Origin of the sequence: Streptomyces sp. NPDC048659 (genome assembly GCF_040650575.1) — a bacterium.
Classification (GTDB): Bacteria; Actinomycetota; Actinomycetes; order Streptomycetales; family Streptomycetaceae; genus Streptomyces.
In genome coordinates, this window is sequence record NZ_JBEZHM010000005.1 from 192,954 (window position 1) to 205,687 (window position 12,734).

The 12,734-nt window shown below is 73.0% G+C and carries 11 protein-coding genes; 3 read left to right on the plus strand and 8 right to left on the minus strand.

The window, feature by feature from the left end:
• Positions 1-150 precede the first annotated feature (150 nt).
• The gene (locus tag AB0C99_RS06440; protein ID WP_362470159.1) at positions 151-918 is read left to right on the plus strand and encodes a hypothetical protein; all 768 of its coding nucleotides are present in this window, start codon (positions 151-153) and stop codon (positions 916-918) included.
• A gap of 5 nt (positions 919-923) precedes the next feature.
• On the plus strand, positions 924-2,246 hold the full coding sequence (locus AB0C99_RS06445) for a hypothetical protein (RefSeq protein WP_362470162.1): 1,323 nt from the start codon (positions 924-926) through the stop codon (positions 2,244-2,246).
• 7 nt (positions 2,247-2,253) lie between these two features.
• Here AB0C99_RS06445 and AB0C99_RS06450 read toward each other — a convergent pair whose 3' ends face one another.
• The 8 genes from AB0C99_RS06450 to AB0C99_RS06485 form a co-directional block, all read right to left on the minus strand.
• The gene (locus AB0C99_RS06450; protein WP_362470164.1) at positions 2,254-2,745 is read right to left on the minus strand and encodes an SRPBCC family protein; all 492 of its coding nucleotides are present in this window, start codon (positions 2,743-2,745) and stop codon (positions 2,254-2,256) included.
• A gap of 103 nt (positions 2,746-2,848) precedes the next feature.
• The gene (locus tag AB0C99_RS06455) at positions 2,849-3,664 is read right to left on the minus strand and encodes a VOC family protein (RefSeq protein WP_362470167.1); all 816 of its coding nucleotides are present in this window, start codon (positions 3,662-3,664) and stop codon (positions 2,849-2,851) included.
• Positions 3,665-3,778: 114 nt separating this feature from the next.
• On the minus strand, positions 3,779-5,068 hold the full coding sequence (locus AB0C99_RS06460; RefSeq protein ID WP_362470170.1) for a glycosyl hydrolase family 8: 1,290 nt from the start codon (positions 5,066-5,068) through the stop codon (positions 3,779-3,781).
• 196 nt (positions 5,069-5,264) lie between these two features.
• The gene (locus AB0C99_RS06465) at positions 5,265-6,053 is read right to left on the minus strand and encodes an ABC transporter permease (RefSeq protein WP_362470173.1); all 789 of its coding nucleotides are present in this window, start codon (positions 6,051-6,053) and stop codon (positions 5,265-5,267) included.
• On the minus strand, positions 6,050-7,039 hold the full coding sequence (locus tag AB0C99_RS06470; protein WP_362470176.1) for an ATP-binding cassette domain-containing protein: 990 nt from the start codon (positions 7,037-7,039) through the stop codon (positions 6,050-6,052). Before AB0C99_RS06470 ends, AB0C99_RS06465 begins: the two co-directional genes overlap by 4 nt.
• A 26-nt stretch (positions 7,040-7,065) precedes the next feature.
• Positions 7,066-7,902, minus strand: coding sequence for a DUF4097 family beta strand repeat-containing protein (locus AB0C99_RS06475; RefSeq protein WP_362470179.1), 837 nt, complete (start codon positions 7,900-7,902; stop codon positions 7,066-7,068).
• 81 nt (positions 7,903-7,983) lie between these two features.
• A complete protein-coding gene (locus tag AB0C99_RS06480; protein WP_362470181.1) occupies positions 7,984-8,547 on the minus strand; it encodes a hypothetical protein in 564 nt (187 codons plus the stop codon).
• A 166-nt stretch (positions 8,548-8,713) separates the two neighbouring features.
• Entirely contained in the window at positions 8,714-9,880 is a 1,167-nt protein-coding gene (locus AB0C99_RS06485; RefSeq protein WP_362470265.1) for an agmatine deiminase family protein, read from the minus strand.
• 347 nt (positions 9,881-10,227) lie between these two features.
• On the opposite strand from AB0C99_RS06485, the gene AB0C99_RS06490 reads away from it, so the two are divergent.
• Positions 10,228-12,714 (plus strand): penicillin acylase family protein, encoded by a 2,487-nt coding sequence (locus AB0C99_RS06490; protein ID WP_362470184.1) that lies wholly within the window; start codon positions 10,228-10,230, stop codon positions 12,712-12,714.
• Positions 12,715-12,734 lie beyond the last annotated feature (20 nt).

Genomic DNA, 12,734 nt, shown 5'->3' on the forward strand with positions numbered 1-12,734 from the left:
GCTGTTGGGATGCAGTCGGGGGGCGTCGGGTGACGGCTCCCCGGTGTCCCGGGCGTCGGCTGGTATCGATGGGCGCGGGCCGGGTCGCCCGGGATCTTTTGCGCCCGGCCCACGACCCCCACCCATGGCGTGGCACCGAAGGAGAAGAGCATGGAGACCACCGCGGAGAGGACCCTGGACGTGCCCGTGGACCGGGTTCCGGAACGGACCGGCGGGCAGCCCGACGGGCGGCCGGGGGAGCGGAGCCGGGGCGCCCAAGGGGCCGTCATGATGGTCCGCGCCGCCAACGTGCGCCGCATCGACGCCCTGTTCCAGGCGATGGAGACCGACTTCCTGCTGCGCGAGCAGTTCATCACCGGCCCGTCCCGGATCCTCACCGAATACCTCGACGTCCCGCCGGTCACCGCCCCACAGGCGCTGCTCACCGACCGGCTCGTCTACACCGTCTTCGCCAACCCGCGGCTGGTCCGCTGGCTCCAGGACTACATCCACGAGCACACCGACCGGGTGCCCACCGGCGCCGCCTTCCTCACCGACTTCTGCGCGGCGACGGTGAGCCACGGCGGCGAGGACGTCGTCGCCGCCCTCCTGGAGGGCTGCGCGGCGGAGACCGGCATTCACGGTCTGACCGAGGACCTGCTGCACTACTTCGTCAACCTGCACGCCGCGCACACCCTCTGCGGCGACGAGCGCGCCAGGCCCGACGGGGAGGCGGCCCGCGAGGGCACCGCGATCGAGCCGCGCGGCATCACGCCGCTCACCTCCATCACCTGGACCACCTGGATCAGGACCACCCAGGTCGAGGAGGTCCACGCGATCGGCACCGACTTCGCGCCGCCGTACGTCACGGTGACGCTCGACGGCCTCGCCCGGTACGCGGTGGAGCTCCGCGCCCGCGGCGCGTTCCGGCTCGGGTGACGCGGGTGGGCAGCACATGGGAAGCCGGTCCGGTGGTCGCCCGGGTGCGGGCGGCCACCGGCTCCGGCCGGACACAGGAGCGGGCGCGCGCCCTCGCCGACGCCCTGCGGGCCGGGCCCGCGGACCCGACGGCCCACCGCGAGTCCGTCCTGCTCCTGCTCGCCGCCGGACGGTGGGACGAGGCCGCGGAGGACCCCGCCGTGACGGGCGCGGGCCCGCTGGAGGACTGGCTGCCGGACGCCGTGACGGCCGCCCTCGAACAGTGCGACTTCACCCTCGCGGAGGGCTGCGCCCGGCTGTTCGCGCGGCTGCGCTGGGGCGCGGACGACCCGGCGGCGCGCTCGCTGGTGCCGCTGAGCGTGCCCAAGCTGCGGCACGACCTCGCCCAGCTGCGGCACCTGCGGGGGCTCGGCGTCCTGGGCCCCGCGTACGCGGACGTCATCGCCGCCTACGAGGAGGCGCACGCGCGGCTCGCGGAGCGGGGCCCCGACGCGCGGGAGCGGCTGGACCCCGAGGCGCACCCGGGCCTCACCGGCACGTACAACCGGCTGCTGCACGTCCGGGAGACCCCGCGCGTGGACCGGGCACTGTCCGCGCGGTGGGATCCGGCGGCCGTCCAGCGGGAGTACCTGGCGAACGCGCCGGGCGTGGTCACCGTCGACGACTTCCTGACCGAGGAGGCGCTGGACGGGCTGTACCGGTTCTGCCTGGAGTCGACGATCTGGTTCGGCAACCGCTACGACCACGGCCGGCTCGGCTCGCTCATGCAGGACGGGTTCGTCAACCCGCTGCTCATGCAGATCGCCGAGGAGCTGCGGGACGCCCTGCCGGAGCTGATCGGCGAGCGGTACCCGCTGCGCCAGATCTGGGGCTTCAAATGCGGCCCCGAGGTCCCGGCCGACGTCACGACGCACGCCGACTTCGCCGCGGTCAACGTCAACTTCTGGATCACGCCGGACAGCGCCAACGCCGACCCGGACTCGGGCGGCCTGGTGGTGCACGACGTGGACGCCCCGCTGTCCTGGGGCTTCGACAGCTACAACGGACGGCAGGACCTGATCCGCCCGTTCCTGCGCAGCCGCCGCTCCCGCAGCGTCACCGTGCCGTACCGGCACAACCGGGCGGTGATCTTCAACTCCGACCTGTTCCACGCCTCGGACGCGGTCCGCTTCCACCCCGGCTACGAGAACCTCCGGGTCAACGTGACCATGCTGTACGGGGACCGCGAGGCCGAGACCCACCACCCCCGGCTCTCGGGCCCGGCGACGGCGGGGCTCCGCCCCGCCTGGCGCTCGGCGGCCCTCTCCCGCACCCGCGTCCGGGTGTGAGGACGGGTCACACCCCCGGCCGGCCCTGGGCCGCGGTCTCGGCGATCGCGGCCAGGGTGGCGCGCATCCCCGCCCGGTTCAGGGCGACCCGGCGGGCCGGGTTCGTCCCGGCGAACACCGTGCCGAGCAGGTCGGCGGACCGGCCGCGGGGACCACCGGAGCGCAGGTCCTCCCAGAACTCGGTGACGAGGGTGCCCTCGCCCGCCGCCTCGAAGCGGTAGCCCCAGCGGGCGATCGGCAGCCCGAACACGCCGACGTCGAAGACGAACTCCCGCTCCGGCACCGCCTCCACCACGCGCCCCACGGTGAACCAGACGAACGGCCCCCGCCGGTTGAACCCGACGAACCGGGCCCCGGCCCCCGCCCCCGGCCGCACCCACACGGCGCGGCACTCGGGGCTCCAGCGCCCCATGTTCCGCAGCTCCGACACGAGCGCGTACACCCGCGCGGGAGAAGCGCCGACCACGGCACTCTCCTCCAGCCTCCGCCGCCGCTCCATCGCCCTCACCCCTCACCCCCGTACGGGGAGTCCGAGGGACGGCCGCACCGCCCCTACTCGCCGGTACGGTAGCGGGTCGGCGGCGCGGCCGGGACGGGATCCGTCAGCTCTCCTCCGCCGCCAGGACCACGAAGTCGGCGTTCGACGGGTCGAGGCACACGGCCAGGCGGCCCACGCCCGGCACGTCCGCCGGGCCCATCTGGACCGTGCCGCCCGCGGCGGTGGCCGCGGCGACGGCGGTGTCGCAGTCCGTGACGGCGAAGACCGGGTGCCAGTACGGGCGTCCGCCCGCGAGGGCGAGCTGGTCGGAGGAGAGCTGGAGGAGGCCGCCGTGCATCCGCTCGGCGGGCTGCCCGGCGGGGGTGATCAGGGTGTACGTGCCCTCGCCGCCCGGCATCTCCATGTCGCTGTACCACCAGCCGAAGACGTCCGCGTAGAACCGCCTGGCCGCCGCCGCGTCGCTCGTGTACAGCTCGGTCCAGGACAGCGAGCCCGGTACGTCCAGCAGCTCGGCGCCCTTGACCTCACCCGGCTGCCAGACGGCGAACTGGCCGCCCAGCGGGTCGCTGTACTGGGCCATCCGGCCCCACCGGTCGAGGTCCCGGGGCGCCACCCGGACCGCGCCCCCGGCCTGTTCGACCGCCCGGGTCGTCGCGTCGGCGTCCGCGACGCCGTAGTAGATCATCCACGCCGAGCGCGCCCCCGGCTCGGTGAGCCGGCCGAGCCCGGCGACGACCCGGCCGTCCTTGCGGAACATGCCGCCCTGGGCCTCCTCGCCGGCCCCGACGGACTCGGGAGGCGCCATGGGCTCGTACTCCCAGCCGAGCACCGCCCCGTAGAAGGCCGCGGCGCCCGGCACGTCGGGGCTGCCGAGGTCGAGCCAGCAGGGGGCGCCGGGGGTGAAGTCGGTGGTGATCACGGGGCAGTCCCTTCCACGGCGCGCGCGGGCGCGCGGATACGGTCCCCCTCCTCAGCCTGGCACCCGGGGCCGCCGCCCGCCCCTCGGACGGCGGCCCCGGGGCGACGGGACGGACTACGGGACCCAGTGGTTGCCGGACGCCGTGATCATGACCTGGAGCTGGATGCTGGCCGAGAAGTAGCTTCCGGTGTCGATCGGCGTCGCCACCATCTTGTTCCACAGCGCGTCCAGCCACGCCTGGCTGCCCGGGTCGGTCATCGCCGCGAGCGTGAACGGCGCGAAGAAGGCCGCCTCGCTGCCCGAGGAGATCTGCGTCCCGTTCAGCTTGTAGCCGATGGCGATCTTCTTCGGGTCGCCGCCCGTCTTGCTCTTGATCCAGGTGTTCATCTTGCGGGCCTGCGCCAGGGACTTGCTGTCGCCGCTGGTCACGGCGTCGTCCGCGATGCGCCACGGGGTGCGACAGGCGTTCCACCAGTAGGCGCCGTCGTTCGCGTCCTCCAGCACCTTGCCCGGGGCCGGCTTCGGCGAGGAGTTGGTGTTGACGACGAAGTCGGGCAGCAGGCCCGTGCTGCCGGCGTACGCCGACTGCAGGGTGCCGGCGGCGTTCTGGTGGGCGCTGATGACACCGTCCCAGGTGGAGTCGCCGGACGCCGTGCGGAAGGCGCGGAAGTGGTCGACCATCCAGTCCGACGTGCGGGAGATGTAGTAGTACTGGTCGCCCGAGCTGGTCCAGTCACCCAGCTTCAGCAGCTTGGTCGTCGGGTTGAGCTCGTCCTTCTTGATGGCGGCGATGTGCTTCAGGGCCAGCGCCTTGTAGTCGTAGGTGCCGGAGCTGCCCCACTGCTTGTCCGCCAGCAGCAGCCCGTACGCCACGTCCAGGTCGCCGTCCGTGGCGGCGTCGCCGCCGTTGACGCTCTTGCAGGAGGTGTCCTGCTCGGCGGCGAGCAGATCACGGTTGATCGAGGACGGGTGGTCGATCACCCACTTCGTCAGCCCGTCGAAGATCTTCTTCGCGTTCGGGTCGGCACCGGCCATCGTCGCGGTGATGACCATGCCGTAGCCCTGCGCCTCGGCGACGTAGGGGTGGTCGGCGTCGGGGGAGATCACCTGGTACCAGCCATTGCCACAGTTCTGGCGGACGAAGGCCGATTTCCACTTGTTGTAGTAGTCGACCACCTTCTGGTCGAGTGTCGCCTGGGTGCCGGAGGGCTTGAGGATTCCGGTGGCGTACGGCCGGGTGTGGCCGCCGAACGGGACGGCCGGGTCGGCCGCCGGGGCGGCGCCCGCGGTCGGCCCGAGTGCGGAGAGCCCGGCCAGGGCGGTGGCGGTGACGACGAAGCCCGCGAGGGGGCGGCGCCAGCGACGGCTGTGATGCGGGGAGCGGTGCTGATGTGCCTGTGACATCGGACGTCCTCGGGTGAAAGTGGTGCACCAGTGGGGGCGGATCGGGTCCGGATCCCGGCGGCCGCGTAATCGTTAGGAAATATTCCTAACGATTACGCGGGACACTAGAGACCCATGCCCGGCCGCGCAAGACCACCGACGAGATCCGCCGCCGGGATCCGGTGCCGGGATCCTCGCCCCCCCCCAGGAGCGTGGGTCAGCGCTTGGCCGTGCGGCCGAAGGCGGTGCGGGCCCAGAGGAAGCCGACGAGGGTGAGGCCGAGGCACCAGGCGAGCGCGAGATAGCCGCTGTTTCCGATCGGGGTGCCCATGAGGAGCCCCCGCAGGGTCTCGATGACGGGGGTGAAGGGCTGGTACTCGGCGAACCAGCGCAGTCCGGTCGGCATGGTGTCGGTCGGCACGACGGCGCTGCCGAGCAGGGGCAGGAAGGTGAACGGCAGGGGCGCGTTGCTGGCCGACTCGGGGGTCCTGGCCACCAGGCCCATGCCGGCGGCGAGCCAGGTGAGGGAGAGGACGAGGAGGGCCAGCAGGCCGATGGCGGCGAGCCATTCGAGGACGGAGGCGTCGGGCCGGAAGCCGATGGCGAGAGCGACACCGATGACCAGGGCGACCGCGATCAGCGTCTGGAGGACGTTGCCGACGACGTGCCCGGTGAGGAACGCGGCCCGCGATATCGACATCGTGCGGAAGCGGTTGACGATCCCCTCGGTCATGTCGACGCAGACCCCGACCGCCGTGGCGACCGCGCCCGCGGTGGCGGCCATCAGGATGATGCCGGGGGCGACGTAGTCGATGTACGCGCCGTCCCCGGCTCCGGTGATCCCGGCTCCGATGGCGCCGCCGAAGGCGTAGTTGAACATCAGCAGCATCAGCACGGGCATGATGACCGTGGAGATCGTCATCGACGGGTACCTCTGGGCGTGCTTGAGGTTGCGCCGCAGCATGGTCAGGGAGTCGCTGACCGCGTAGGTGAGGGTGCCGCTCATCGGGCCATCTCCGTCGTGGAGTCGGGCGTCCCGTGACCGGTGAGGGTCAGGAACACGTCGTCGAGGTCGGGCGTGTGCACGGTCAGCGACTCGGCCCGCAGTCCCGCGCCGTCGAGCACGTCGAGGACGGCCCGCAGGGTGGCGACGGTGCCGTCGCCGGGGACCCGGAGCGTGAGCTCCTCGGGGGCGCGCGCCGCGGCGCCGAAGTGGCGGGCGGCGGAGTCGAGCGCGGCGAGGTCGGCGAAGGCCAGCCGGATGTGCCCGCCGGGGATCAGCCGCTTGAGCTCGTCCGGGCTCCCCTCGGCGACCAGTCGGCCCCGGTCGAGGACGGCGACGCGGTCCGCGAGCTGGTCGGCCTCCTCCAGGTACTGCGTGGTGAGGAAGACGGTGACGCCCTGGTCGGCGACCAGACCGTGGATGATCTCCCACATGGTGCGGCGGCTGCGCGGGTCGAGGCCGGTGGTCGGCTCGTCGAGGAAGATGATCCGCGGTTCGCCGACCAGCGTCATCGCCAGGTCGAGCTTGCGGCGCATCCCGCCGGAGAAGGTGGAGACCGGGGTGCGTGCGGAGTCGGTGAGCTCGAAGCGCTCCAGGAGCGCGGCGGCCCGACGGCGGCCCTCGGCGCGGGGCAGGTGCCGCAGGTCGGCCATCAGCAGGAGGTTCTCCTCCGCGGTCAGGAGCGCGTCGACGGCGGCGAACTGGCCGGTGACGCCGATCGCGGAGCGCACCCCGTCGGGCCGCTCGGCGAGGTCGTGGCCGGCGATGCTGGCCCGCCCGGCGTCGGGCTCGACGAGCGTGGACAGGATCTCGACGGTGGTGGTCTTCCCGGCTCCGTTGGGACCGAGGAGGGCGAAGACGGTGCCTTCGGCGATGCTGAGGTCGATGCCGGCGAGGACGGTCCTGTCGCCGTACGCCTTGTGGAGGCCGTGGGCGGAGATGGCGGGCCGGGCCGTGGTGACGGCCCGGCCCGCGGTGGTCGCGGTCATGGGCGGCGCTCTCCCTTCCTGGGAGCTCAGGCGCGGCGGATCACGATGTCGCCGACGCTGGTGCGGGCGTGGATCTGGACGGTCTCCTCGGAGGGGCCGGGGTCGGCCGCCGCGTCGAGGGAGTTGCGGAGGGTGCCGAACTTGGAGTGGGCGTCGAGCCAGGCGGCGGTGGACGCGGGGATGCCGATCTCCAGGTCGCCGACGGAGGTCTGGAGGTTGACGACGCCGCGGGTCACCCGCTGGACGCCGATGGCGCCGTTGGCCGCCTTGGCGTCGACCGAGCCGTGCGCGACGCCGACGGTGATGCGCCCGTTGGACGAGTTGGCCTTCAGGTCGCCGGTGATCTCGCCGATGACGGTCTCGCCGTTGCCGTTCTTGACGGTCGCGGTGCCGGTGACCTCGCCGATGTCGACCCGGCCGGCCCCGTGGATCTCGGCGTCGCCCACGGCCCGGTCGATCCGGATGTCGCCGAAGTCGGTGCGCAGGTTGACCGAGGCGGCCTCGTCGATCCGGATGTCGCCGAAGCTGGTCCTGATCCGGCACTCGCCGAGCGGGCCCTCCGTCACGTAGTCGCCCATCGGCGCGTTGCTGTGGAGGTGCGAGCCGGCGGGCAGCTCGATGGTCACGTCGATGGAGCCCTGCTTGCCGAACAGGCCGCGCTTCTTGGGGCCCTTGAGCGCGAGGACGCCGTTGGCGAAGGTGACCGCGGTCTGCTGCGCGGCCCGCGCGTCGGAGTCGTCGGCGCCGTTGCTCGGCTGCACCTCGACGACCGTCGTGCCCCGCTTGCTCGCGGTGAGCCGCACCTTGGCCACCTCGAAGTCGAGGACCGCGCTGATGGGTTCGGGGGTGTCGTAAGAAGGCATGGCTGTCCCGTCCTCTTGGCTCTGTTGGGTGTTTCCGCAGGTGGGAGAGTGTGTGGCCGCGTCTGCGGCGGTGGGCTGCGGCTAGCGGATCCAGCCCTGGTAGCTCTGGCCGTTGCCGGAGGCCCGCGGGGCCGGTCCGGCCGCGCCGGCGCCCGGCTCCAGGGCGGCGCCGACCGCGCGGACGAGCCACGTGTTGACCGAGAGGCCGTCCCGGCCCGCCGCCTCCTCGACGCGCGCCTTGAGCGGCGCGGGGAGCCGGAAGTTGATCCGGGCCGTCGTCCCGTCGTCGGCGTCCGCCAGGGACGGGGCCACGGGCGCCACCGGTGGCGCCATCGGTGGCGCCATGGGCGACACCCTCGGTGTCGTGAGGCTGGCCGGGTCCACGGCGAGGGACTCGGAGGCGGGCGGTGCCGTCACCACGAACTCGGGGTCGAGCCCCCGCAGCCGCACGTCCACCGAGCCCGGGGCCAGGTCGCGGGTGATCTCGTCCGAGGCCGCCGACAGCGCGTTGAGCAGGGTCAGGCGCGCGGCCGACTCCAGCGGCGCGGTGAGCCGCTCGGCCAGTGCGCGGGCCTCGTCCCCGCCGGCGTTCGCGGCGACCGCGAGCTCCCGGCGGAGGTGATCGACGAAGGGGGTCAGGTCCATGTGCACCATAGTGGCACCGGGATGGCGCCATTGCAAGCCTTTGATGGCGCCATCTTGGCGCCATGTGGCGCCGTGCGATGCCACACGGTGTCGCGCGGCGCCGAATGGCATCGTGCGACGCCGGGCGGCATCGCGTGATGCCGCCGCCCGGTATCCCGCGAGCCCCTCAGGCCGCCGGCTTGCCCGGCTGGTCGTGGGTGGCGCAGTGGATGCCGCCGCCCCCGGAGGCGATGGTGTCGATCTGCAGCTGCACCACCTCCCGGCCGGGGAAGTGCTCCTGGAGGATCCCCTTCGCGCGGGCGTCCGCCTGGGTGTCGCCGAACTTCGGCAGGAAGACCGAGCCGTTGGCGACGTAGAAGTTCGCGTACGTCGACACGAAGTCGGCGCCCTCGCCGGTGATCTTGTCCAGGTCGGGCTGGGGCAGGTCGACGATCTCGAAGCGCCTGCCCCGGGCGTCGGTCGCCTTGGACAGCACCGAGCGGGCCTGGTCGGCCGAGCGGGACCAGGAGTCCGGGGGAGTGCCCGGGAACGCCTGGTCGAGCAGGACCACCCCGGGCGCGGTGAACCGTACGAGACTGTCGACGTGCGCGTCCGTGATGTCCTCGCCGCGGACGCCCGCCAGCCACACCACCTTCTCGACGCCCAGGGTGTCGATCAGCTCGGCCTCGATCTGCGCCCTGCTCTTACCCGGGTTGCGGTTGACGTTGACGATCGAGCTCTCGGTGATGAGGAGCGTGCCCTCGCCGTCGGTCTCGAACGAGCCGCCCTCGGCGACGAGCGGGGCCCGCTCCCGGGGGATGTGGTAGCGGGCCAGCAGCTTGCGGCCCACCTGCGCGTCGTTGGCGTGCTCCTGTTTGTCGCCCCAGCCGTTGAAGTTGAAGTCGACGCCGATGAGTTCGCCGTCGTCCTCCACGAAGACCGGTACGGTGTCGCGGGCCCAGAGGTCGTCGACGGCCAGCGGGATGACCTCGACCTGCGCGCCGCAGGCCCGCTGGGCCTCGGCCACCTGCTCCGGGCGGGCCATCATCACCACCGCCTCGAACTCCGCCACCGCGCGCGCGATCCCCGCGATGTCCTCCCGTACGGACGGCAGGTCGTCGCCCCACACCGAGACGAGCGCCGGCCAGGACATGAACGTACGGGTGTGACTGTCCCATTCGGCGCCGAACCGGCGCTTCCCGCCGGGCCCCACGGTCGGGGCCGCCGGGCTGCTTGCCGCGCCCGTCGGCCCCGGATCGGCGGCCCCCTCGGGCCCGCAGGCCGCGGCGCCGAGCGCGACGGCCCCGCCGATCCCGGCGAGGGCGCGCAGGGCGCCGCGCCGGGTGACGAACAGCGGACCGGCGGCCGGGGCCCGGCCCGCCGCGTACCGGTCGGGCCTGCCGGGCGCCGGGGACGGGGCGGGCGGTTCCGGCGGGAAGGGCAGGGACACCTGGGCTCCGATGTGCTCCGACGTCCTCCGACGTCCTCCGAACGTGGCTCGCGACGCTAACCGACGGCGCCGGACGGGACGCGCAGACGCGCGCGGCGTCCGGCCGCCCGGGCCCGCGCTTCACACGGGCGGAGGTGTCATCGGGATTTCATCGCCCTTCCCTAGCCTGGCCGCGTTCGGACGCGCCCCGTCGAGCGGGCCGCGAAGCAGGCGGCGCCCGCAGGCCGCCACCCACCGGAAGGGACGGTTCGATGGCGCGCAGGAGAGCACGGGCGAGACTGCCGATCGCGGTCATGGCCGCGGTCGCGGTCGCGGTGACGGGCACGACGGCGCTCACCGGACCGCCCGCGGGCCCCGCCGCGGCGGGGCCGGACAAGCCGACGATCCGCTACACCGAGTACGGCATCCCGCACATCATCGCCTCCACCTGGGAGGGCCTGGGCACGGGCTACGGCTACGCGGCGGCCAAGGACAACATCTGCACCCTGGCCGACACGTACGTCATGGTCAACGCCCAGCGTTCGCGCTACTTCGGCCCCGACGGCAAGGCGAGCCCCGGCCAGAGCCAGAACAGCACCACCAACCTCAACAGCGACCTGTACTTCCAGCGCGTCAACGACGACCGGGTGGTCGAGCGGCTGCTCGCGCAGCCCGCGCCCAACGGGCCGGAGCCGGAGGTCAAGGAGGCCATCCGGGGCTACGTCCAGGGCTACAACCGCTATCTGGCCGAGACCGGCGTGGACGGCATCACCGACCCCGCCTGCCGGGGCGCCGCCTGGGTGCGGCCCCTCACGGAGCTCGACGTCTACCGGCACGCGCACGCCGAGATCATCATGGGCACCGCCGACCCGCTGCTCGACGGCCTGGTGACCGCCGCCCCGCCCGGCGCCGCCGCCTCCGCCGCGGCCGCCGCGAAGCCGCCCACCGCCGCGCGGCGCGCCCAGGACGCGCGGGAGACCGCGCGGAAGATCCGCGACGCCATGGCGGCGAGCCGCCGTGACGGCCTGGGCAGCAACGCGCTGGCCGTCGGCTCCCAGGGCGTCTCCGGCGGTACGGGGATGCTGCTCGCCAACCCGCACTTCCCCTGGCAGGGCAAGAACCGCATGTGGCAGAGCCAGCTGACCATCCCCGGCCAGGTCAACGTCTCCGGCGCCAGCCTGCTCGGCCTGCCCGCCGTGAACATCGGCCACAACGACGACGTCGCGTGGACCCACACGGTCGCCACCGTCGCGCCGTTCGGGCTCTTCGACGTCCAGGTGGACCCGTTCAACCCCACGTCCTACCTGGTCGACGGCGCCTGGGAGAAGATGACCTCCCAACGGGTCACCGTCCAGGTGCGGAACGCCGACGGCTCCCTCGGCACCGTCTCCCGGACCCTGTGGTCCACCCGGTACGGCCCCGTCACCGCCTCCGTCCAGGGCATCGCCCTCCCCTGGGTGGTGAGCGCCCACGCCGTGCGCGACGTCAACAGGGACAACCTGCGGGCCCTGAACACCTGGTTCCACCTCGACCGGGCCAAGGACGTGCGGGACGTGGTGAACACCCTGGAGACCACCCAGGGCGTGCCCTTCTTCAACACCATCGCCGCCGACCGCAAGGGCGACGCCCTCTACGCGGACATCCAGGCCACCCCCAACATCACCGACGAGCACGCCGCCTCCTGCCTCACCGAGACCGGCAAACTCCTCTTCCACCAGACGCTCCGGCTGCCGAACGTGCCCCCGATCTCGATCTTCGACGGCAAGCGCGCCGCCTGCGACTGGCCGGACGACCCGAACGCGGTCGCCCCCGGCCTGCTCGACCCGCGCAAGCAGCCGCGCCTGATCCGCTCCGACTTCGTGGGCAACGCCAACGACAGCGCCTGGCTGGCCAACCCCGAGGAACCGCTCTCCTTCCCGCGCGTCATGGGCGACACCGGCGCGCCCCGCTCGCTGCGCACCCAGGAGCTGATCCTCACCGCGCGGAACCGGATCGACGGCAACGACGGCCTGCCCGGCCGGGGCTTCACCCCGGAGAACATGCGCGCCCTGCTGTTCGCGGACAACAGCCGGGCCGCCGACCTGGCGCTGAACGCCACCGTGAAGGCATGCCAGGACACCCCCTTCGGGCTCGTCCTCGTCGACGGCAACCTCGTCAACATCAGCGAAGCCTGCCCGGTCCTCGCCGCCTGGAAGAGCCACGACTTCACCCTCGACAGCCGGGGCTCCTGGCTCTTCGAGAACTACTGGTACCGGCTGGCCGGCGGCAAGGGCGTCGAGGCCCTGCCGTGGAAGGTGCCCTTCGACCCCAAGGACCCGGTGCACACGCCGAACTCGCTGGACCCCGGCAACAACGCCGTACGCGACTCCCTCGCCCGCGCGGTCCTCGCGATGCGCCAGGCCGGCATCCCGCTGAACGCGGCCCTGTCGGACGTCCAGAAGGTCACCCGCAACGGCGAGGGGATCCCGATCCACGGCGCCGTCCACGAGCTGGGCGTGCTCAACGTCGTGACCCCCGGCCAGGTGAACGGGGTGTTCGACATCACCTTCGGGTCCAGCTTCATCCAGCAGGTCGCGTTCACGGCCGAGGGCCCGCCGCGGGCGTCCTCCGTCCTGGCCTACTCCCAGTCCGCCGACCCGACCTCGCCCCACTACGCCGACCAGACCCGGCTGTTCTCGGCCGGCCAGTGGGTGACCGAGCGCTACACCGAAGAGCAGATCGCGGCCTCACCGGCCTTGCGGACCAAGATCCTGGACTGACCAAGCTCCTGGACTGACGA

What these genes read in the sequence shown, in the direction of transcription:
- AB0C99_RS06440 (WP_362470159.1), top strand. Translation starts at nt 151, where the DNA reads ATGGAGACCACCGCGGAGAGGACCCTGGACGTGCCCGTGGACCGGGTT.
- AB0C99_RS06450 (WP_362470164.1), bottom strand. Translation starts at nt 2,745, where the DNA reads ATGGAGCGGCGGCGGAGGCTGGAGGAGAGTGCCGTGGTCGGCGCTTCT.
- AB0C99_RS06460 (WP_362470170.1), bottom strand. Translation starts at nt 5,068, where the DNA reads ATGTCACAGGCACATCAGCACCGCTCCCCGCATCACAGCCGTCGCTGG.
- AB0C99_RS06465 (WP_362470173.1), bottom strand. Translation starts at nt 6,053, where the DNA reads ATGAGCGGCACCCTCACCTACGCGGTCAGCGACTCCCTGACCATGCTG.
- AB0C99_RS06470 (WP_362470176.1), bottom strand. Translation starts at nt 7,039, where the DNA reads ATGACCGCGACCACCGCGGGCCGGGCCGTCACCACGGCCCGGCCCGCC.
- AB0C99_RS06475 (WP_362470179.1), bottom strand. Translation starts at nt 7,902, where the DNA reads ATGCCTTCTTACGACACCCCCGAACCCATCAGCGCGGTCCTCGACTTC.
- AB0C99_RS06480 (WP_362470181.1), bottom strand. Translation starts at nt 8,547, where the DNA reads ATGGACCTGACCCCCTTCGTCGATCACCTCCGCCGGGAGCTCGCGGTC.
- AB0C99_RS06490 (WP_362470184.1), top strand. Translation starts at nt 10,228, where the DNA reads ATGGCGCGCAGGAGAGCACGGGCGAGACTGCCGATCGCGGTCATGGCC.